This is a genomic window from Capnocytophaga leadbetteri, assembly GCF_003054025.1.
Classification (GTDB): domain Bacteria; phylum Bacteroidota; class Bacteroidia; order Flavobacteriales; family Flavobacteriaceae; genus Capnocytophaga; species Capnocytophaga leadbetteri.
Genome location: NZ_QBKG01000008.1, coordinates 69,551 through 90,012 on the forward strand (window position 1 = coordinate 69,551; position 20,462 = coordinate 90,012).

At 39.1% G+C, this 20,462-nt stretch carries 20 protein-coding genes; 14 read left to right on the forward strand and 6 right to left on the reverse strand.

Features of this window, described 5'->3' with window-relative positions; translation table 11 throughout:
• Nucleotides 1-43 precede the first annotated feature (43 nt).
• The 14 genes from C8P65_RS08015 (at nt 44) to mgtE (ending at nt 17,107) form a co-directional block, all read left to right on the forward strand.
• Complete coding sequence (locus C8P65_RS08015) at nt 44-970, forward strand: 1-aminocyclopropane-1-carboxylate deaminase/D-cysteine desulfhydrase (protein ID WP_107782357.1); 927 nt, start codon at nt 44-46, stop codon at nt 968-970.
• Complete coding sequence (locus C8P65_RS08020) at nt 954-2,102, forward strand: glucosaminidase domain-containing protein (RefSeq protein ID WP_107782358.1); 1,149 nt, start codon at nt 954-956, stop codon at nt 2,100-2,102. The genes C8P65_RS08015 and C8P65_RS08020 overlap by 17 nt, the downstream gene beginning before the upstream one ends.
• On the forward strand, nt 2,102-2,968 hold the full coding sequence (prmC, locus tag C8P65_RS08025) for a peptide chain release factor N(5)-glutamine methyltransferase (protein WP_107782359.1): 867 nt from the start codon (nt 2,102-2,104) through the stop codon (nt 2,966-2,968). Before C8P65_RS08020 ends, prmC begins: the two co-directional genes overlap by 1 nt.
• 224 nt (nt 2,969-3,192) lie before the next feature.
• Nucleotides 3,193-4,953: a 30S ribosomal protein S1 gene (gene rpsA / locus C8P65_RS08030; protein ID WP_009389449.1), complete on the forward strand. Its 1,761-nt coding sequence runs from the start codon at nt 3,193-3,195 to the stop codon at nt 4,951-4,953.
• A 230-nt stretch (nt 4,954-5,183) separates the two neighbouring features.
• Nucleotides 5,184-6,113 (forward strand): ABC transporter ATP-binding protein, encoded by a 930-nt coding sequence (locus C8P65_RS08035; protein WP_107782360.1) that lies wholly within the window; start codon nt 5,184-5,186, stop codon nt 6,111-6,113.
• A gap of 14 nt (nt 6,114-6,127) precedes the next feature.
• Nucleotides 6,128-7,408 (forward strand): ABC transporter permease, encoded by a 1,281-nt coding sequence (locus tag C8P65_RS08040; RefSeq protein WP_107782361.1) that lies wholly within the window; start codon nt 6,128-6,130, stop codon nt 7,406-7,408.
• A gap of 1 nt (nt 7,409) precedes the next feature.
• On the forward strand, nt 7,410-9,512 hold the full coding sequence (ppk1, locus tag C8P65_RS08045) for a polyphosphate kinase 1 (protein WP_095914624.1): 2,103 nt from the start codon (nt 7,410-7,412) through the stop codon (nt 9,510-9,512).
• A gap of 1 nt (nt 9,513) precedes the next feature.
• Complete coding sequence (gene menD / locus C8P65_RS08050) at nt 9,514-11,187, forward strand: 2-succinyl-5-enolpyruvyl-6-hydroxy-3-cyclohexene-1-carboxylic-acid synthase (protein WP_107782362.1); 1,674 nt, start codon at nt 9,514-9,516, stop codon at nt 11,185-11,187.
• 37 nt (nt 11,188-11,224) lie between these two features.
• Nucleotides 11,225-11,572, forward strand: coding sequence for a DUF2853 family protein (locus C8P65_RS08055; protein ID WP_095914626.1), 348 nt, complete (start codon nt 11,225-11,227; stop codon nt 11,570-11,572).
• Between the two features lie 55 nt (nt 11,573-11,627).
• A complete protein-coding gene (locus C8P65_RS08060; protein WP_107782363.1) occupies nt 11,628-12,659 on the forward strand; it encodes a DUF445 domain-containing protein in 1,032 nt (343 codons plus the stop codon).
• 70 nt (nt 12,660-12,729) lie between these two features.
• Entirely contained in the window at nt 12,730-13,860 is a 1,131-nt protein-coding gene (gene tgt / locus C8P65_RS08065) for a tRNA guanosine(34) transglycosylase Tgt (RefSeq protein WP_107782364.1), read from the forward strand.
• A 14-nt stretch (nt 13,861-13,874) separates the two neighbouring features.
• The gene (locus tag C8P65_RS08070; protein ID WP_107782365.1) at nt 13,875-14,951 is read left to right on the forward strand and encodes an LptF/LptG family permease; all 1,077 of its coding nucleotides are present in this window, start codon (nt 13,875-13,877) and stop codon (nt 14,949-14,951) included.
• Between the two features lie 3 nt (nt 14,952-14,954).
• Nucleotides 14,955-15,731, forward strand: a complete 777-nt coding sequence (rsmA, locus tag C8P65_RS08075) for a 16S rRNA (adenine(1518)-N(6)/adenine(1519)-N(6))-dimethyltransferase RsmA (protein ID WP_107782366.1) — start codon at nt 14,955-14,957, stop codon at nt 15,729-15,731.
• A 20-nt stretch (nt 15,732-15,751) separates the two neighbouring features.
• Nucleotides 15,752-17,107 (forward strand): magnesium transporter, encoded by a 1,356-nt coding sequence (mgtE, locus tag C8P65_RS08080; protein ID WP_009388895.1) that lies wholly within the window; start codon nt 15,752-15,754, stop codon nt 17,105-17,107.
• Nucleotides 17,108-17,170: 63 nt separating this feature from the next.
• Here the strand turns inward: mgtE and prfB are convergent.
• The 6 genes from prfB to C8P65_RS12005 all read right to left on the reverse strand — a co-directional run bounded on the left by prfB (nt 17,171) and on the right by C8P65_RS12005 (nt 20,329).
• Nucleotides 17,171-18,272 (reverse strand): peptide chain release factor 2 gene (gene prfB, locus C8P65_RS08085; protein WP_146162928.1). Its coding sequence is split into 2 segments (ribosomal slippage): nt 17,171-18,208 and nt 18,210-18,272, totalling 1,101 coding nucleotides; the frame shifts between segments, so codons are not numbered across the junction.
• Nucleotides 18,269-18,823: a ribosome recycling factor gene (gene frr, locus C8P65_RS08090; RefSeq protein WP_009388897.1), complete on the reverse strand. Its 555-nt coding sequence runs from the start codon at nt 18,821-18,823 to the stop codon at nt 18,269-18,271. The genes prfB and frr overlap by 4 nt, the downstream gene beginning before the upstream one ends.
• Before the next feature lie 33 nt (nt 18,824-18,856).
• Nucleotides 18,857-19,084, reverse strand: coding sequence for a hypothetical protein (locus C8P65_RS08095; RefSeq protein WP_107782368.1), 228 nt, complete (start codon nt 19,082-19,084; stop codon nt 18,857-18,859).
• A complete protein-coding gene (locus tag C8P65_RS08100; protein WP_107782369.1) occupies nt 19,084-19,287 on the reverse strand; it encodes a hypothetical protein in 204 nt (67 codons plus the stop codon). Before C8P65_RS08100 ends, C8P65_RS08095 begins: the two co-directional genes overlap by 1 nt.
• Complete coding sequence (pyrH, locus tag C8P65_RS08105; protein ID WP_107782370.1) at nt 19,287-19,994, reverse strand: UMP kinase; 708 nt, start codon at nt 19,992-19,994, stop codon at nt 19,287-19,289. Before pyrH ends, C8P65_RS08100 begins: the two co-directional genes overlap by 1 nt.
• Nucleotides 19,995-20,158: 164 nt before the next feature.
• Complete coding sequence (locus C8P65_RS12005) at nt 20,159-20,329, reverse strand: hypothetical protein (protein ID WP_211305893.1); 171 nt, start codon at nt 20,327-20,329, stop codon at nt 20,159-20,161.
• Nucleotides 20,330-20,462: the final 133 nt, after the last annotated feature.

A 20,462-nucleotide genomic window follows, 5' to 3' on the forward strand; every position in this document is an offset into this window, starting at 1 on the left:
AAATCGACAAATCGGCAAATTGGCAAATCGACAAATTAATACTATGTTTGAGAATTTGAAAATAGAAAATCAGGTGGTAGATATACCACTGCCTGAGGGTATTACGCTTACGATAAAGCGAGAGGACAAGAATCACCCATTTGTGTCAGGTAATAAACTTAGGAAGCTAAAATACAATATAGCAGAGGCAATAAAGCAGGGTAAAAATACCCTGCTTACTTTTGGTGGTGCCTACTCTAACCATATAGCAGCTACCGCTGCGGCAGGACAAATAATGGGGTTACGCACTATCGGAGTGATAAGAGGGGATGAATTGGAATCTGAAATTAGTGTTAATCCAACGTTAAAGTTTGCTAAAAATTGCGGGATGCAATTTTTGTTCGTTACACGCCAGATGTATAGAGAAAAACACACCCCTGAGTTTTTAGAAAGTCTTAGAAATCGCTATGGTTCAGATATTTATATAGCTCCAGAAGGAGGTACAAACGCTTTGGCAGTAAAAGGCTGCGAAGAAATACTCACCGAAGAAGACAAAGCCTTTGATGTAATCTGCACAGCAGTAGGTACAGGGGGTACTATCTCAGGGCTTATCAATGCTAGTGCTCCGCATCAGCAAGTAATAGGCTTTCCTGCTCTAAAAGGCGAGTTTTTAACAGAAGTAATCAAGCAATACACCACCCGAACTAATTGGCATTTAGTACACGATTATAATTTTGGAGGCTATGCTAAAGTGAATGATGAACTGATTAATTTTTTAAATGATTTTAACAAAACTACCCAAATACCATTAGACCCCATATATGTAGGTAAGATGATTTTTGCTATCTTTGCCCTCTCAAAGAAAGGATATTTTGCTCCCAATACAAAAATATTAGCTATTCACACGGGAGGCTTACAAGGTATTGAAGGCTTTAATAAAGAACAAATAAAAAAACAAAAAATTACATTGAATTATGAAGAAAAGATTTAGTTGGCTGCTACTATATCTCTTTATTCTCTCATCGTGCTCCGATAAGTATTACAAAAGCGCTAAGAACCCGCATACAGTTAATTATCGCGGACAGCGTACTATTATAGAAACGAAGAAACCTAGCCATACAGAGCTTAACCAAAGAACAAAGGCTCTGATGGAAGCTAATATGAATCGGAAAGATTTTACTGAAGATGATTTTCACGAAGTACCGCCTGCTATGCAGGTAACTACTGCCGTCACTCAGAAATATATAGAAGACTACAAAGATATAGCGATGGTAGAAATGCAGCGCTATAACATACCCGCAAGTATCACCTTGGCACAGGGGATATTAGAAAGCGGTTCAGGGCAAGGGCGATTAGCGCGTTATGGCAATAACCACTTCGGTATTAAATGCCACGCTACTTGGAATGGCAAGACTATCACTCACGATGACGATGAAAAAAGTGAGTGTTTTAGACGTTATAAATATGCTTACGAATCGTTTGAAGACCACTCTCAATTCCTGATGAAAAGGGGGAGATACAGTTCGCTATTTGAGCTTGCTCCTACTGACTATGAGGGTTGGGCATACGGACTTAAGAGTGCGGGCTATGCTACAGATCCTGCTTATGCTAAAAAACTTATCGCTCTGATAAAAAAGTTTAGCCTACACCAGTATGACGAGCAAGTAGTAGCGATGAAAGGAGAGCCGGTAAACTTTTCGATGGGTACTGATATAGTATCAACCCCGCTACCTAAACGCGAAGTGCCACAAGTGGTACAAAATGAGCCTATAGCACCAGCAAAGCCGGTAGTAGTAACTAAGAAAGAAGTAGCTAAGACAGTAGAACAAAAGTCAGTTACTAAACCCGTTACTAAGTCAGCACCCGTGATTGCCGACACCTCTAAAAAAGTAGCTGAAAAGGTAGAAACGCCTAAACCAGCAGCTCCTGCCAAAACACAGGTATCATCGCAAGTGAAAAAAGAAGCTATTGCAGAGGTGTATTACCAAGTGCAAACCGGAGATACTCTATATAAGATAGCTCGCGAACAGCAAGTGCCTGTACAACAGCTGATGAAGCTTAATAATTTTGATGATTTGGCTAGCAGTAACCTAAAAGTAGGACAGCAAATACGCGTAAATTAATGACTTTTGAAGCTCTGAAACACTATATTTACCAGCAGCTGCAAAACCTTTACCCCTTAACAGAGGTTCAGACTTTTTACTTTATGCTGCTGGAACATTATGCTCAGTGTAGTAAAGCAACCGCATTGGCGTGCGCTAAAGAGCCCCTTGCCGAAAAGGTTGTTACCCCTATAAAAGAAGCGATAAGAGAACTACAAAACCATAAACCTATACAATATATATTAGGTGAAACAGTGTTTTTCTCTTATCGCTTTTTGGTAGATGAAAATGTGCTCATACCTCGTCCGGAAACCGAAGAGTTAGTAGATTGGGTGCTAACAAAAGTTACTCCTACTTCTAAACCCCTAAAAATAATAGATATAGGTACAGGGTCGGGTTGTATAGCTATTTCGTTAGCTAAATCCTTGCCCAATGCCGAAGTGACTGCTGTAGATGTTTCGACAAAAGCATTGCAAGTAGCTCGCCGCAATGCCGAACTAAATGGGGTAACCATTAACTTTCTAGAGCAAGATATACTACAAACCACCAGTTTGCCAGATACATACGATATTATTATCTCTAATCCGCCTTATGTGCGTTCTTTAGAGAAAGCCGAAATGCAAGCCAATGTGTTAGAATATGAGCCTCACTTGGCGCTATTTGTTAGTGATACTGACCCGCTGTTGTTTTACAACCGAATAGCAACGCTTGCTCGTCAGGCACTTTCACCTCAAGGAAGTCTTTTTTTTGAAATCAATCAGTATTTAGGAGACGAGATGAAAGCCTTGCTGAAAGCGAAGGGGTTTGAAAAGGTGGTGCTACGGCAAGACTTATCAGGCAATGACAGAATGATGATTTGCCAATTTGTCGATTTGACGATTTGCTAATTTTAATTATTGATAATCAGCGTTTTATATTTTTTGTGTAATTTTTTTTACAAAAAAAGTAGTAAAAAGTTTTGGCTATGTAGAAAAAAAATCGTAACATTGCACCAATTTTTTAAAGGTGTAGGGCGTTTATAACTTATTGTTTCACTACTTTCCGATAGAAATACACTTTTTTAATGGGCGCCCTTTTTTCTAACGGAAATACAAATTTCACTTATCAGCAAATGGCTGAAAACACACAAACACAAGCGGAGTTTTTAGAAAACTTTGATTGGAACAAATACCAAGAAGGTATTGACAGCGTACAAGAAGACCAATTGAAAAATTTTGAAGAATTGGTTAAAAACAATTTCGTTGACACTCAAGACAACGAAGTAGTAGAAGGTGTAGTAACCAGAATTACTGACAGAGAGGCTATTATCGACATCAACGCTAAATCAGAAGGTGTTATCTCTCTTAATGAATTCCGCTACAACCCTAACCTAAAAGTAGGTGACAAAGTAGAAGTACTTATCGACATCCGTGAAGACAAAAACGGACAGTTAGTACTTTCACACCGCAAAGCACGTACTCTGAAAGCTTGGGATAGAATTAACTTAGCTCACGAAAATGGCGAAATCGTAAACGGATTTGTGAAAAGTCGTACTAAAGGCGGTATGATAGTAGATGTATTTGGTATCGAAGCCTTCTTACCAGGTTCGCAAATAGATGTGAAACCTATTCGCGACTACGAACAATTCGTAAATAAAACAATGGAGTTCAAGATAGTGAAAGTAAATCACGAATTTAAAAACGTGGTGGTTTCACACAAAGCTCTTATTGAAGCAGATATCGAAGAACAGAAGAAAGAAATTATCAGTCAGCTCGAAAAAGGACAAGTACTCGAAGGGGTGGTTAAAAATATTACCTCATACGGTGTATTCGTTGACCTTGGCGGCGTAGACGGATTGATACACATTACTGACCTTTCTTGGGCACGTATCAACCACCCAAGCGAAGTGGTATCAGTAGACCAAAAATTGAATGTAGTTATCCTTGACTTTGATGATAACAAGTCACGCATTCAATTGGGTCTAAAACAGCTAAGCAAACACCCTTGGGATGCGCTTGCTGAAGACCTAAAAGTAGGTGATAAAGTAAAAGGTAAAGTAGTAGTTATAGCTGACTACGGTGCTTTCGTAGAAATAGCTGATGGTGTAGAAGGACTTATACACGTATCAGAAATGTCTTGGAGTACTCACTTGCGTTCAGCTCAAGATTTCGTAAAATTAGGAGATGAAGTGGAAGCAGTGGTACTAACCTTAGACCGCAACGAACGCAAAATGTCATTGGGTATCAAACAACTTACTCCAGACCCTTGGATTAACATCACTGAAAAATACCCAGTAGGTTCTAAACACACAGGTACTGTACGCAACTTTACTAACTTTGGTGTATTCGTAGAACTAGAAGAAGGTATCGATGGTCTTATCCACATCACCGACCTTTCTTGGACTAAGAAAATTAAACACCCATCAGAGTTTGTAAACACTGGTGATAAGATAGAAGTTATGGTACTTGAGCTTGATGCTGAAGGACACAAACTATCTTTAGGACACAAACAAACAACCCCTAACCCTTGGGATAAGTACGAAGCAGAATTTGCAGTAGGTACTATCCACACAGGTACTGTTTCTAAATTAGTAGACAAAGGGGCTACTGTACCTTTCAATGATGATATATTGGCATTCGTACCTACTCGCCACTTAGAAAAAGAAGATGGCAAAAAGTTAGGAAAAGGCGAAACTGCTGAATTCAAAATCATTGAATTTAACAAAGAATTTAAACGTGTAGTAGCTTCGCACACAGCTATCTTCAAAGAAGAAGAAGAGAAAATAGCTAAAGAAGCGGCTAATAATACAGTATCAGCTCCTGTCGAAAAATCAACACTTGGAGACCTTGAAGCGCTTCAAGAGTTGAAAGACAAGATGGAAAAAGAGAAGTAATTTAGTTTTTTTCATAATTTTTTGTTTTAATGAGGAAAAGTCGTTGCTGGGAAGTAACGACTTTTTTTATTGCTTGATTTGCCGATTTGTAAATTAGTAAGAGCTATACAATAATGATGAAGTAGGCAATAAAAAAACTTGTACAAGTAATGAATAAATAAAAGAAAAGTTGTATATTTGCGGTTGAAAAATAAAACCTTTGATAATTAAACATTAACCATTGTTTTAAGATGCTTAGAATAGAAAATATCTGTAAAAAATACGGTGAGCACACGGCATTAGATGGAGTGTCGATGGAGGTACCTAAAGGGAGTATCTTTGGCTTGTTAGGTCCTAATGGGGCAGGAAAAACTTCGCTTATACGCATTATTAATCAAATTGTACTGCCCGATGCTGGAGAGGTGTGGTTTGACGGCGAATTGCTGCAACCTAAACATACTGCTCAAATAGGCTATCTGCCTGAAGAACGCGGTTTATACAAATCGATGAAAGTAGGCGAGCAGGCGTTGTACTTGGCTCAGCTGAAAGGGCTGAGCAAAGAGGAGGCTAAAAAACAGCTCAAATTTTGGTTTGACCGTCTGCAAATAGGCGATTGGTGGCACAAGAAAGTGCAAGAGCTTTCTAAAGGTATGGCTCAGAAAATACAGTTTTTAGTAACGGTGCTACACAAACCTAAATTGCTTATTTTTGATGAGCCTTTTAGTGGTTTCGACCCTATTAGTGCTAATATCATCAAAGATGAAATACTCTACTTGCGCGAACAAGGAGCTACCATTATCTTTTCTACCCACCGAATGGAGTCGGTAGAGGAACTTTGCGACCATATAGCGCTTATCAATCAATCGCATAAGATATTAGACGGTAATTTAAATGATATAAAAAGAGCATTTAAAAACAATACTTATGAGGTGGGACTGAAAGTAGCTGACGAGCAGAAAGCAGTTGTACTGAGTGAGTTGCAAGATAAATATACCGTACAAGAAGCTTCCTTTAGAACCTTGTATGACGAACTGAAACTAAATATACAGAAAAAAGAGGGACAGAGCGCTAACGACTTATTGCAATACCTTAGCACGCAAGGAGAGGTAACGCATTTTGTAGAGGCTATCCCTACAGCTAACGAGATATTTATGCGTGCGTGTGGTAAATTAGCAAATTAGTAAATTGGTAGATTATGAAACATTTGAAAATTATAATAGAGAGAGAATACCTGAATAAGATACGTAATAAGTCGTTTATAATAATGACCTTTGTGAGTCCGCTTATAGTAGTAGCTTTTGCCTTAATAATTGGTTTTCTGACCAATGTAAATAGCAAGAGCAATGCTAAAGATATTCTTATTCTGGACGAGAGCGGACTTTTTAGCAATACTTTTTCTGATACTGAGACGATACACTATGAGTATTTGAAAGATAAAACCCTACAAGAGGCTCGTGCAGAGGTATTAGCAACAAGTAAATACGGATTGCTGTATATACCTAAGGAAGAGAATGCTCAAAAGGCTTTCTATAGTGAAGAATCGCCTTCGCTATCATTAGTAAATGAGCTTACTGACGCACTTGAAAAGACTCTTTTTCAGTATAACCTTACCCAAAAAGGGATTGATAAGGCAGAAATAGACAGTGCTCGCACGAAAATAACCCTACAAATGGAAAACTTTACAGGCGAAAAGACCTCAGAGTTTGACAATGTGATGAAAATTGCAATAGGTGGTGTAGCGGGCTATCTGATATTTATGTTTATCATCATTTATGGCAATATGATAATGCGTAGTGTGATAGAGGAAAAGACGAACCGCATTGTAGAAATTATCATATCATCAGTAAAACCTTTTCAACTGATGTTAGGTAAGATTATAGGCACTTCATTGGCAGGAATCACACAATTTGCTATATGGTTGGTAATAGGTGGGGTACTATTTGCCTTAGCACCTTCACTCTTTCAGGTAGATACTCCTACAGCTACCCAAGCGATGGCAGCTACAGAGTCTCACTCTGAAATAAGTAATATTATAGCAGCTCTCTACCATTTTCCATTTTTGGAAACTTCAGGTGTATTCCTATTATTTTTTGTAGGAGGATATCTGTTGTACAGTTCGCTGTATGCTATGGTAGGAGCGATGGTAGATAACGAGACTGATACACAGCAGTTTTTGATGCCGATACTCATTCCGCTGATGTTAGCCTTTTATGTAGGAATGTTTTCGGTGATAGAAGAACCGCACGGTACGATTTCAGTAGTATTTTCGTACATACCACTTACCTCGCCTGTAGTAATGCTGATGCGTATCCCCTTCGGGGTAGCGTGGTGGGAAGTATTAATTTCTTTACTACTACTTTATATCACTTTCTTTTTGGTAATAAAAATAGCTTCGAAAATATACCGCATTGGTATACTTATGTACGGCAAAAAGCCTACTTATAAAGAAGTGTGGAAGTGGCTAAAAATGAACTAAAATGAAAACAAAAAATACGTATGTAAATAGAGAGCTTAGTTGGCTAAAATTTAATGCCAGAGTGCTACAAGAGGCAGCCGATGAAAAAGTGCCCCTCTTAGAGCGGCTCAGGTTTGCTGGTATTTTCTCTAATAACTTAGACGAATTTTTCAAAGTACGCTATGCTACGGTGAAGCGTGTAGCTATGAACGAGTCTTCAGACAAAGAGCTTGGCGTACATGCTAAAGAGCTATTAGAAGAAATCACTAAGGAAGTGATACAGCTGCAAGACGAAAGCCTAAGCATTATCAACACTATTACTGAGGAATTAGAGAAAGAGCAGATATTCATCGTGAATGAAAAAACTCTGCTACCAGAGCACGAAGCCTTTGTAAATACGTATTTTTATGATAAGGTACGTCCGGCGCTTTTTACTATTATCCTCAACGATTTAGAGAAGTTTCCGCAGCTGAAGGACGATGTGGCGTATTTGGCAGTGAAAATGACGCTGAAAGAAGATGAAAAAGCCTCAGGGGTACAAAAGTTCTTTTCTTCAAAGGCTTATAAAGAAAAAATACAGTATGCCTTGATAGAGTTGCCCACTACGCTCAATCGCTTTATAGAGCTCCCTCAGGTAGGTGATAAGCATTATATTATAATGTTAGATGATGTGATACGTTTTTGCTTACATCTGATATTCAGCATTTTCAACTACGAATCGCTTTCGGCTAATATGATAAAAATCACTCGTGATGCCGAGTTAGACATAGATGATGATTTGAGCAAGAGTTTTGTCGAGAAAATCTCAAGCAGTGTAGAAGATAGGCGAAAAGGAGCCCCAGTACGCTTTGTATACGACAAGACGATAGATAAGGATACGCTACATTTCCTCATTGAGAAGATGGGTATTGTTAATACCGACAGTGTGATACCAGGGGGGCGCTATCATAACCGCCGCGATTATATGAGCTTCCCCAGCTTAGGGCGTACTGACCTAACCTACGCACCTATACACCCGTTACCGGTGAAGGGACTCACTTCGGAAGAAAGCTTGCTGAAGAAAATAGCAGAGAAGGATTATCTACAGTTTACCCCTTATCATACTTTTTCGAATATAATATGGTTTTTGAGGGAGGCAGCTCTCGACCCTAAAGTAAAGTCAGTGAAGATAACGATTTATCGCTTAGCTAAAAACTCGCAAGTGGTCAATTCGCTTATCAATGCCGTGAAAAATGGCAAGAAAGTAACAGTACAGATAGAACTGCAAGCCCGATTTGATGAAGAATCGAACATAAGATACGCAGAACAGCTGAAAGCAGAGGGGGTGAAGCTCATCTTTGGAGTACGCGGACTAAAAGTGCATAGCAAGATATGTGTGATAGAACGCGAAGAGGGTAAAGGCATCAAACGATATGGGTTTATCAGTACCGGAAACTTTAACGAAAGTACTGCTAAAGTCTATACCGATTACACCCTTTTTACTGCTAATCAGGATATACTAAAGGAAGTAAATAAAGTGTTTAACTTCTTTGAAACTAATTACAATATACAGAAATACAAACACTTAATAGTATCGCCTCATTATACTAAAAAGATACTTAAGCAGCTTATAGACGAAGAGATAAAGAATGCTAAAGCTGGTAAGGAAGCCTATATAAAGCTGAAAATGAATAATATAACCAGCTATAAGATGATAGATAAGCTGTATGAAGCCAGTAGAGCGGGGGTGAAGATACAAATGATTGTACGCGGCATCTGTTGCTTAGTACCAGGCATAGAGGGAATGAGTGAGAATATAGAGGTAATCAGTATAGTAGATAAATTCTTAGAGCACCCTCGCTTGTTTATATTTGGCAATAATGGCAATCCTAAAGTGTACATCTCGTCGGCTGATTGGATGACGCGCAATATCTCTTTCAGAGTAGAAGTAGGTTGCCCTATTTATGACGAAACTATAAAGCAAGAGCTGATAGATACCTTTGAAATCAGTTGGGCTGACAATGTGAAAGCCAGAGTAATAGACCAAGCTCAAGACAATCATTACCGCCCTCATACGCTACCTGCACAGCGCTCGCAAGTAGCTCTTTATGAGTATTACCAACAGAAAAACAAGCTAACAGAATAGAATGAAGAGACCGCAGATAAAATTGGCACAACAAGTGATAGAGGCTTGCAAAGCCAAGCAAATTAAACATATTGTTATATCGCCTGGTTCGCGTAATGCCCCTCTGACGATAGGCTTTGGCAACGACCCCTATTTTTCTTGTTACAGTATAGTAGATGAGCGATGTGCGGCTTTCTTTGCCTTGGGTATGGCACAACAACTGCGGCAACCAGTAGCTGTAGTTTGCACTTCGGGGTCGGCACTGCTGAACTACTATCCAGCTTTTGCAGAGGCTTTCTATAGCGATATTCCGCTGGTAGTGATTTCGGCAGACCGCCCTTCTAATAAGGTAGATATAGGTGATGGACAGACCATTCGTCAGGCAAACGTATTGGCTAATCATAGTGCTTATAATGCTAACCTATCGGATGCTCCCCATAGTGATAAGAGTAATTTTTATGAACTAAATACCGCTTTCAATACCGCCATAGCACAGCAAGCCCCTGTACACATCAATGTGCCTTTTGAAGAGCCTCTATATCTCACTACAGAAGAACGATATACTTTTGAGAATCAGCCCCTGCCCCCTACAGACATTGCTTTAGATGATGCTGCTGCAATCACCTTTGTAAAACGTTGGAATACAGCAGCTAAGAAGATGATATTAATAGGGGTTTTACCTCCTAATAGCGTGGAGGCTGACTATGTGCAAAGGCTTTCGCAAGACCCTTCAGTATTAGTACTGACCGAGACTACCTCTAACCTGCACGACCCTCACTTTATACCCTGCATAGATAAACTACTGACTTATACTGAGAAAGACCCTGCACTGAAAGAAGCTTTGCGACCTGACTTGCTGCTGACCTTTGGAGGCTTGGTAGTCTCAAAGAAAATAAAACAGTTTTTGCGAACTTTTCAGCCCTCTTATCACTATAATATTGATTTGTACAAAGGGTACGACTCTTATTTCTGCTTGACAGCCCACTTTAAGAGTGATATTAATACATTTCTGAAGAAAATAGGGCATTATTTGTTAAGTGTGCCTTCAGATTATCAGAAAAAATGGTTGGAAGTAAAGAATGAGATACAGCAAAAACACTTAGAGTATCAGAATGATACTCCTTTTTCGGATTTCAAAGTATATGCTGAACTATTTAATACTATTCCCAAGCACTATATGGTGCAGATAAGCAATAGTTCTGCTATCCGTTACGCACAGCTAATGAAGTCAGACCCTACTTGGAAAGTGTATTGCAATAGGGGTACGAGTGGGATAGATGGTAGTACCTCTACTGCCATAGGAGCAGCAGTAGCCTCAGGAGCACCAACAGTGTTTGTTACAGGTGATTTAAGCTTTTTCTATGACAGTAATGCCCTGTGGAACAAGTATATACCTAAGAATTTTCGCATTATATTACTGAATAATGAGGGGGGAGGTATCTTTAGAATATTGCCAGGTGATACTTCAGACCCTAACTTTGAGTATTTTTTTGAAACGCCGCATAAACTCACGGCAGAACACTTGTGCAAGATGTATGGTATAGCCTATTATCAAGCGAATAATTACAGCGATTTGCAGAAGGGATTGCGAGCTATTTTTACTGATGACCACGCTCCAAAGCTATTGGAAATACATACACCAAGAAAAAATAATGATAAAGTTTTGTTAAAATATTTTGAGTATCTGAAAAAATGAGTACCTTTACAAAATAATTATAAAAACATAAGAAATTATGAGCAAACGTGATGAACTAATTGCGGTGTACACCCAAGATTTGAAAGAAAAATGTGGTGAAGCGAACCCTGATGTAGAGTTCCTAACAAAAGTAACTGTAGGTTTAGGTCCTTCAATCTACAACGATGATGCTTCAAAAGTATCAGGTTCAGACCAAACAGAGTTAGACCGAGTGAAACAAAATTTCTTGATTAAGAAATTAGGTTTAACAGATGGTCCTGAATTAGATAAGGCTATAGAAGCAGTAATCGAGAAGTACGGAAAATCGAATAGAAACAAACACAGAGCTGTGGTTTACTATTTGTTGGCTAAACACTTCAAAAAAGAATCAGTGTACAACAAGTAAGAACTTATTAGGGTTTTAGGTACTTTTTTCCTAAAACCCTATATTTTTTTATCAGATGAATAAGCAACAGAAATTACAACAACATAAAAATATTGCTACAGGGCTTTTCTTGCTGATGCTAATTGTCTATATAGCAATGGTATATTGGCAGAAAAAGTCACCTGAATTTGTATGGATAGGCTATATAAAAGCTTTTGCTGAAGCTGCTATGGTAGGGGCTCTTGCCGACTGGTTTGCTGTAACAGCGCTTTTTCATAAACCAATGGGGCTGAATATACCGCATACCAACTTGATAGAAGCAAGAAAGAATGATATAGGAGAAAATCTGGGTGATTTTGTGGTAGAGAACTTTTTGAAACCTAAGCAAATACGTCCGTATATAACAGATATAAAAATATCAACTTTTATTATAGAATGGCTTTCAAAAGAAACAACCTCTCATAAAATAACTTCTTTAGTAAAAGAAAGTCCGCTTACAGCTAAGGCAAGCGAGCTGCTCATCAAACTTTTAGATGAAGGTAAGCATCAAGGATTGCTTTCTAAATCATTTGAAAAGATAGCTGCTTATATAAACGAAAATCAGGAGGTTATACAGAGAGAAATGGACGGGCAGTTTCCTGCTTTGATACCTCCTTTTATCAGAGAGGGGATAAGCCGAAAAGTGAGTGAAGGACTCTATAATCTACTACAAAAAATAGCAGCAGATACTACTCACCCTATGCGTACCAACCTTACAGCACAACTATATGAGTTTGCTGACCGACTCAACACCCCCGAATGGCAGCCCCAAATAGCTAGAATATTACAAACCTCTGTAACAGCCCTCACAGACGAATTGCGCTCTAATGCTCAGCTAAAGCATCAGATAGATGCTTGGGTACAAAAGACTGCCTATCAGTTTGTGCTGAAAAACAAAGAAGAAGTGGGCAGACTTATAAGCAGTACAGTAGAAAACTGGGAAGGCAAGGAGCTAAGCGAAAAATTAGAATTGGAAGTCGGTAAAGACTTGCAGTTTATCAGAATCAATGGTACTTTAGTAGGAGGCTTGGTAGGTCTGCTCATATATGCCCTTACCCAACTTCTGTAAGGCAAAATGCAACTTGTTAATTGTAAATTGATAATTGTTTCGTACCTTTGCGCCCTCATAATAGACTTCTATGAATTTTGACATACTAAAAACAGATGAACTTACGAAAGCTCGTGCTGGTAAAATTACCACAGCGCACGGAGTGATTGAGACGCCTATCTTTATGCCTGTAGGCACCGTAGGAAGTGTGAAAGGGGTACACCAACGTGAACTGAAAGAAGATATCAATGCTGATATTATCTTAGGTAATACGTATCACCTTTATTTGCGTCCGCAAATGCCTATACTTGAGAAAGCAGGAGGCTTGCATAAGTTTATTAACTGGGATAGGAATATCCTTACCGATAGTGGAGGTTATCAGGTATATTCGTTGGCAGCTAACCGCAAGATAAAAGAAGAAGGGGTGAAGTTTAAGAGCCATATAGATGGTTCGTATCACTTCTTTTCGCCTGAAAATGTGATGGAAATAGAGCGTAGTATAGGGGCTGATATAATGATGGCTTTTGATGAATGTACTCCCTACCCTTGCGAATACGGCTATGCTAAACGCTCAATGCACCTTACCCATCGCTGGCTCGACCGCTGTATAGCACACTTAGAGAAAGTGCCGCCTAAATATGGCTATGAGCAAAGCTTGTTCCCTATTGTACAAGGGTCTGTGTATAAAGACCTTCGTATGCAATCGGCAGAATATATAGCTAGCAAAGGAGCTGACGGTAATGCTATAGGCGGACTATCTGTAGGTGAACCCGTAGAGCAAATGTACGAGATGACTGAGCTAGTATGCGATATACTACCTAAAGATAAACCTCGCTACCTTATGGGGGTAGGTACTCCTATTAATATATTAGAAAATATCGCCTTGGGGGTAGATATGATGGACTGTGTGATGCCTACACGCAATGCCCGTAATGGTATGCTCTTCACTTCAAAAGGGATTATCAATATCAAAAATAAAAAGTGGGAAGACGACTTTTCGCCTCTTGACCCTGATGGGCATACTTATGTAGATACATACTACACTAAAGCCTACTTACGACATCTGTTTGCTGCTAATGAGTTTTTAGGCAAACAAATAGCCTCTATACACAACTTAGGGTTTTATTTGTGGTTAGTGAGAGAGGCACGCCGACAAATAATAGCAGGTACCTTCAGCCAATGGAAGACAAAAATGGTGAATGATATGTCGAATCGTCTTTAAAATCTAACAAAAATATGAAAATACTTGACTGGTACATACTCAAGCGATATTTGCTTACCTTCTTTATGATGATAGTGCTTTTTATTCCGATAGGGATAATAGTAGATTTATCAGAAAAAGTAGATAAAATGATACAGAAAAAAGCGCCAATGAACGAAATACTGCTGTATTATGTTAGTTTTATTGGCTATTTTGCCAATATATTATTTCCTATCTTGCTTTTTCTCTCTATCATCTGGTTTACCTCTAAATTGGCAAATAATACCGAAATTATAGCCATACAGAGTTCGGGAGTATCATATATGCGCTTTTTACGTCCTTATATAATAGGAGCTACAATTATTTCGATAATAGTGTTTTTTATGGGGATGTTTATAGTACCAGCTGCTAGTACCGTCTATAATGATTTTTGGAATAAGTATATACGCTCATCAAAGGTAGAGAGTGTAAGCGACCTATACAATCAGTTTACAGATAATGATTATCTGTATGTTAGTTCATTTAACTACGAAGACAAGCGTGGGTATAACTTTTCAGTAGAGCATTTTGATGGTATTAGAATGACTGAAAAGATAAACGCAGAGACCATACAGTGGATTGATAGTACTCAAACTTACCGATTGACCAACTACTCAAAACGCAAGATAGGCACATCCGATGATATAATAGAGCGTAAAGAGCAACTTGATACTATATTCAAGTTTAAAATAGATGACCTAATGCCGATGGAGTATACAGCAGAGAACAAGAACCTATTTGAGTTAGATAAGTTTATAGAGCGGGAGCGAATGAAAGGTTCTCCTAACCTTAATATGTATTTGTTGGTAAAATATAGGCGTTGGGGTGCAATAAGTACTGCTTTTATCCTTACACTGATAGGGGTAGCAGTATCGTCAGTAAAAAAACGAGGAGGTATGGGTATTAACCTAATGGTAGGAGTAGTCGTAGGCTTTACTTTTGTATTCTTCGACCGAGTATTTGGTACTTTAGCACAGACTTCGGGAGGGCTTTCACCTCTAATGGCAGTATTGATACCTAATCTTATTTTTCTAACACTCGCCATTTTATTACTCAGAAAAGTAAGAAGTTAGTTTATGGAATTAGTAAAAGCAAAAAAATATTTAGGGCAGCACTTCCTAAAGGATTTGAATATAGCACAGAAAATAGCTGATACCCTATCATTAACAAACTACAATAAAGTAGTAGAAATAGGGGCAGGTATGGGCGTTCTTACGCAATTCTTACTCAAAAAAGATACAGAAGTATATGTAGTAGAGATAGATAAGGAGTCGGTGGCTTATTTAGAAGCTCATTATCCTGAGTTGAGAGGGAAAATAATAGCAGATGACTTTTTAAAGTACGATATAGCAGGCTATTTGCGAGAACCTTTTGCTATTATAGGCAACTTTCCTTATAATATATCTACTCAAATAGTATTTAAGTTGCTTGAACTTATAGATTATGTGCCAGAATTTAGCGGTATGTTTCAGAAAGAAGTTGCTGAACGTATTTGTGAACGCGAAGGGAGCAAGACCTATGGCATACTATCAGTTTTAGTACAAGCTTTCTATGAAGCAACTTATCTATTTACTGTTTCCGAAGGGGTGTTTAATCCCCCACCTAAAGTAAAGAGCGGAGTGCTACGCTTAGTGCGCAAGCCTGATTATCATTTAGATTGTGATGAGGCTCTCTTCTTCACTATTGTGAAAACGGCTTTTAATCAGCGGCGTAAAACCCTCAGAAATAGTTTAAAACCTCTACTAACTAATGAAACCCTAAAGAAAAATAGTATTTTCGACAAACGCCCAGAGCAATTGCCTTGGCAGGACTTTGTGTTTATCACTAAAGAAATCAGTCGGAAAGAACAATAACTACTGATGGTAAACGAACTATGGCAACTTTTAAGATAACAGACGCACTCATTGAGCAAATACAACAGCTCATTGAAGAAAAGAAAAATAAAGAGCTAACAACGCTCTTAAGCGACTTGCACTATGCCGATATAGCTGAAGTTATTCACGAATTAGATATTGAGGAAGGAGTATATATCATTCGTCTTATTGATGCTCAGAAAACTTCAGATGTACTGACAGAGTTAGACGATGATTATCGCGATAAGATATTAGAGCATCTTTCGGCTAAAGAGATTGCTGATGAGATATTAGAGCTCGATACCGATGACGCGGTGGATATCATTTCTGAGCTACCCGAAGAGCGAAAAACAGAGGTTATCTCGTATATAGAAGATGTAGAGCACGCTAAAGACATCGTCGATTTGCTACGCTATGACGAGCACACAGCAGGGGGGTTAATGGCGAAAGAGTTAGTCAAGGTAAATGAGAATTGGAATGTGCTCAAGTGTGTGAAGGAGATGCGAGAGCAGGCAGCCAATGTTACACGGGTACATTCAATATATGTAGTAGATGATAATGATGTGCTAAAAGGGCGACTTTCACTCAAAGACCTGCTTACTACTTCTACCCGCTCTGAGGTGAAAGATATCTATATCCCCAAAGTAGATTATGTATATGTTACTGATACTGCTGAAGAGGTTGCTCATATAATGAGTAAGTACGACCTCGAGGCAATACCGGTAGTAGATGAGATGAAACGCCTTGTAGGGCGCATTACCATTGATGACGTGGTAGACGTGATAAAAGAAGAGGCTGAAAAAGACTACCAATTAGCAGCCGGTATCACCCACGATGTAGAAGCAGACGACAGTGTTTGGAAACTTACTAAAGCGCGCTTACCGTGGTTACTTATCGGTATGTTTGGCGGACTTGGAGCGGCGAGTATTATCAATGGATTTCAAGATACAATGAATATATACCCTATATTGCTGATATTCATTCCCCTTATTCAGGCTACCGCAGGGAATGTAGGGGTACAATCTTCAGCGATAGTAGTACAAGGCTTAGCAAACAACTCAATTGATGGCGAGATTATCAAGCGATTATTAAAAGAGTTTCTCTTAGGGCTTATCAACGGAGGAACTATAGCGGGTATCGTGATATTAGTAAGCCATTTTGCTTTTAAAGCGGAGTACTTGGTGAGTATCACCGTAGCGATTGCCCTTGTAACAGTGATAGTAAATGCAGCAGTAATAGGTACTTTCATACCTATATTATTACACAAACGCGGTATAGATCCTGCGGTAGCAACAGGCCCTTTTATCACTACCAGCAATGATGTATTGGGTATTCTAATTTACTTCTTTATAGCGAAGTTAATATTAGGCTTTTAGTCTATAATAGTGAATAAATAAAAAAGATGCGAGAGGCATTATAGCTTCTCGCATCTTTTTTTATTACTCATTAGTATTACTTTGCCCCATCAGCATAAGATAAGCTTTTAGAAAGTCATCTAATTCACCGTTCATTACACTATCAACATCAGTCGATTCGTAACCTGTGCGCACGTCTTTTACTAGTTTGTACGGGTGCATTACATAGTTGCGTATCTGCGAACCCCATTCTATTTTCATCTTTCCTGCTTCTATCTCATCACGCTTAGCTTGACGTTTTTTCAGCTCTATTTCGTATAACTGCGATTTAAGCAATTGCAAAGCTTTGTTTTTGTTGTCTAACTGACTACGTGTTTCTGAGTTCTCAATGATAATACCTGTAGGGTGGTGGCGTAGTCGTACGGCAGTTTCTACCTTGTTTACGTTCTGACCACCTGCACCACTCGAGCGCATTGTCTCAAAAGTAATATCAGCAGGATTGATTTCTATTTCAATGGTATCATCGGCTAACGGATATACATACACCGAAGCAAAAGAGGTATGTCGCTTAGCATTACTGTCAAAAGGAGAGATACGCACTAAGCGGTGCACACCATTTTCTCCTTTTAGGTAACCAAAAGCATATTCACCTTCAATCTCTATGGTTACTGTTTTTACTCCGGCAACATCGCCTTCTTGAAAATTGAGCGTTTTCACCTTGTATTTCTGGTTGTTGCACCACATAGTGTACATACGCAGCAACATCGATGCCCAATCACAACTTTCAGTACCACCCGCTCCTGCTGTAATTTGTAGTACAGCACTCATCGCATCACCTTCGTCAGAGAGCATATTGCGGAACTCTAACGCCTCAATAGCGTGTAGAGCTTGGGTGTATTGTTGGTCTACCTCTTCGGCAGAGGCTTCGCCATCTTTCAAAAAATCCAACATTACCTCTACGTCAGAGGTCAGACTTTCAGCTTCTTCATAATCTTCCACCCATTTTTTCTTTACGCGTAGTTCGCGCATTATCTTTTCAGCTTCTTTAGCGTTATCCCAAAAGTCGGGAGCAAAGGTTTTTTCTTCTTCGTTGCTTATTTCTATACGCTTGGCATCTACGTCAAAGATACCTCCTTAACGCACCCAGGCGATTCATTAAGTCTTTTACTTGTTCGGTATTTGTCATACTTTTAATATCTCAGCTTCTTTGGCTGCTAATACTTCTTCTACTTTTTTGATGTATTTATCGGTAAGTTTTTGTACGCGTTCTTCAGCATCTTTCTTGATGTCGTCAGAAGTTTCTACCTTTTTAATCTCTTTATTAGCTTCTTGGCGGGCGTTGCGCACACTTATTTTAGCATCTTCACCTTCGCCTTTAGCTTGCTTTACCAGCTCTTTACGGCGCTCTTCAGTCAATGGGGGAACGCTAATAATCACCATTTCACCATTATTCATAGGGTTGAAGCCTAAGTTTGCTATCTGAATAGCTTTCTCTATAGGTTGAATCATTTTCTTTTCCCAAGGCTGTATAGTGATGGTGCGCGAGTCCGGAGCAGCTACGTTAGCTACTTGGCTCAGAGGCGTTTGAGCACCGTAGTAATCTACCATTACGCTGCCTAACATTTGCGGACTTGCTTTACCAGCACGAATGTTGCCCAAAGCCTTGTCTAAGTGTTGCAATGCCTCTTGCATCGCTTCTGAAGTACTGTCTAAAATAATATTAATTTCTTCGTTCATTGTATATTGTTTTTATTTATTAAATGTTAGTTATTAGGAATTAGTTTTGTTTGATAGTAACTTTTCTATTTTCATTTGTAGGTTATTATTCTTCTTATGAAAGAAAAAAATAGCCACAATCAATAAAATTGTCAATAATGGTTGAATAAACACATATAAATAGATATTCACTGCTTCATAAGTAGTACCAAAGGTGTCTGCTAATAAATTCAAGGCTTCTACAGCAAGGTCAAAACATTTATGTAATAGATTTTGTTCCATTAGTTACGTGATTCTAATTGTTTAATAAAGCGCTTTTTCTCTCTATATTGTACATATTTAATTACAAATAATAGCAAAAGTGCTATATCTATCATAGGCATTAGAAAAATAAAGACAATAGCATTCACTTCTTTATAGGTAAGTCCTATAAAGTGCGCCAATATGTGCATTACTTCACAACACCAATTGAACAATGCTTCCATCAAACATTAACCACAGTTCCTACATTTTCGCCTGCTACTACTTTAGCAAGGTTGCCTTTTTTGTTCATATCAAATACGATGATAGGCAATTTGTTCTCTTGGCTAAGGGTGAAAGCTGTCATATCCATCACTTTCAGGTTCTTATCGATACAATCGTTGAAAGAGATATGGTCAAACTTCACTGCCTTAGGGTCTTTCTCAGGGTCAGCAGTATAGATGCCATCTACACGAGTACCTTTCAGGATTACATCTGCATTGATTTCAATAGCGCGAAGCACAGCAGCCGAATCGGTTGTAAAATAAGGGTTACCAGTTCCTGCCCCAAAGATAACCACGCGTCCTTTTTCTAAGTGACGTACAGCGCGACGTTTGATAAAAGGTTCGGCCATCGCTTCCATTTTAATAGCCGTTTGCAGACGAGTATAGATACCTTCATCTTCTAAGGCACTTTGTAGGGCGAGCGAGTTGATAACAGTAGCGAGCATACCCATATAGTCGCCTTGTACTCTATCCATACCATTGCTAGCGCCAGCTACGCCGCGAAAAATATTGCCACCGCCGATAACGATAGCCACTTCAACTCCCATAGCTACCACCTCTTTTATTTCAGTGGCATACTCTTTTAGGCGTGCAGGGTCTATGCCGTATTGGCGACTTCCCATAAGGGCTTCTCCGCTGAGTTTGAGCAAAATACGTTTATATTTCATTTTCAATATAGTTTATTGGTTCTGTTTCAGATATAAGATTTTACAAAAGTAAGTAATTTTAATGAGAGTACCAAAAAAAAGTACTGGAACTTACAAAAACACCCATTTTTTCCTCCCAATCTTCCCAGCCCTCCCGCTCGTCCCACCTGTCTCACCTGCCCCATCTATCCCACTTGTCCCACAATCGCCTGTGCGGCTCGCACTCCCACTCGTCTCACCTGTCCCACTCGTCTCACCAGTCCCACTCGTCCCACCTGTCCCACCTGTTCCACTTGTCCCACAATCGCCTGTGCGGCTCGCCCCCCCATTCCTCCCATTCCTCCCATTCCTCCCATTCTGTCATATCCTAAAATAGGTTTACACTAAAATAGGAAAAAAATATGACAAAAGGGCGAGCAGAGATAGTTCGGTACAGTGATTGCTTTAAGAGAGCTGTCATAGAAGAAATAGAGAAAAAAGGCTTAAGTA

Bases quoted from the DNA above. Each gene is read 5' to 3' on its own strand.
- C8P65_RS08015 (WP_107782357.1), top strand. From the start codon at position 44: ATGTTTGAGAATTTGAAAATAGAAAATCAGGTGGTAGATATACCACTG.
- C8P65_RS08020 (WP_107782358.1), top strand. From the start codon at position 954: ATGAAGAAAAGATTTAGTTGGCTGCTACTATATCTCTTTATTCTCTCA.
- prmC (WP_107782359.1), top strand. From the start codon at position 2,102: ATGACTTTTGAAGCTCTGAAACACTATATTTACCAGCAGCTGCAAAAC.
- rpsA (WP_009389449.1), top strand. From the start codon at position 3,193: ATGGCTGAAAACACACAAACACAAGCGGAGTTTTTAGAAAACTTTGAT.
- C8P65_RS08035 (WP_107782360.1), top strand. From the start codon at position 5,184: ATGCTTAGAATAGAAAATATCTGTAAAAAATACGGTGAGCACACGGCA.
- C8P65_RS08040 (WP_107782361.1), top strand. From the start codon at position 6,128: ATGAAACATTTGAAAATTATAATAGAGAGAGAATACCTGAATAAGATA.
- ppk1 (WP_095914624.1), top strand. From the start codon at position 7,410: ATGAAAACAAAAAATACGTATGTAAATAGAGAGCTTAGTTGGCTAAAA.
- menD (WP_107782362.1), top strand. From the start codon at position 9,514: ATGAAGAGACCGCAGATAAAATTGGCACAACAAGTGATAGAGGCTTGC.
- C8P65_RS08055 (WP_095914626.1), top strand. From the start codon at position 11,225: ATGAGCAAACGTGATGAACTAATTGCGGTGTACACCCAAGATTTGAAA.
- C8P65_RS08060 (WP_107782363.1), top strand. From the start codon at position 11,628: ATGAATAAGCAACAGAAATTACAACAACATAAAAATATTGCTACAGGG.
- tgt (WP_107782364.1), top strand. From the start codon at position 12,730: ATGAATTTTGACATACTAAAAACAGATGAACTTACGAAAGCTCGTGCT.
- C8P65_RS08070 (WP_107782365.1), top strand. From the start codon at position 13,875: ATGAAAATACTTGACTGGTACATACTCAAGCGATATTTGCTTACCTTC.
- rsmA (WP_107782366.1), top strand. From the start codon at position 14,955: ATGGAATTAGTAAAAGCAAAAAAATATTTAGGGCAGCACTTCCTAAAG.
- mgtE (WP_009388895.1), top strand. From the start codon at position 15,752: ATGGCAACTTTTAAGATAACAGACGCACTCATTGAGCAAATACAACAG.
- frr (WP_009388897.1), bottom strand. From the start codon at position 18,823: ATGAACGAAGAAATTAATATTATTTTAGACAGTACTTCAGAAGCGATG.
- C8P65_RS08095 (WP_107782368.1), bottom strand. From the start codon at position 19,084: ATGGAACAAAATCTATTACATAAATGTTTTGACCTTGCTGTAGAAGCC.
- C8P65_RS08100 (WP_107782369.1), bottom strand. From the start codon at position 19,287: ATGGAAGCATTGTTCAATTGGTGTTGTGAAGTAATGCACATATTGGCG.
- pyrH (WP_107782370.1), bottom strand. From the start codon at position 19,994: ATGAAATATAAACGTATTTTGCTCAAACTCAGCGGAGAAGCCCTTATG.
- C8P65_RS12005 (WP_211305893.1), bottom strand. From the start codon at position 20,329: ATGGGAGGAATGGGAGGAATGGGAGGAATGGGGGGGCGAGCCGCACAG.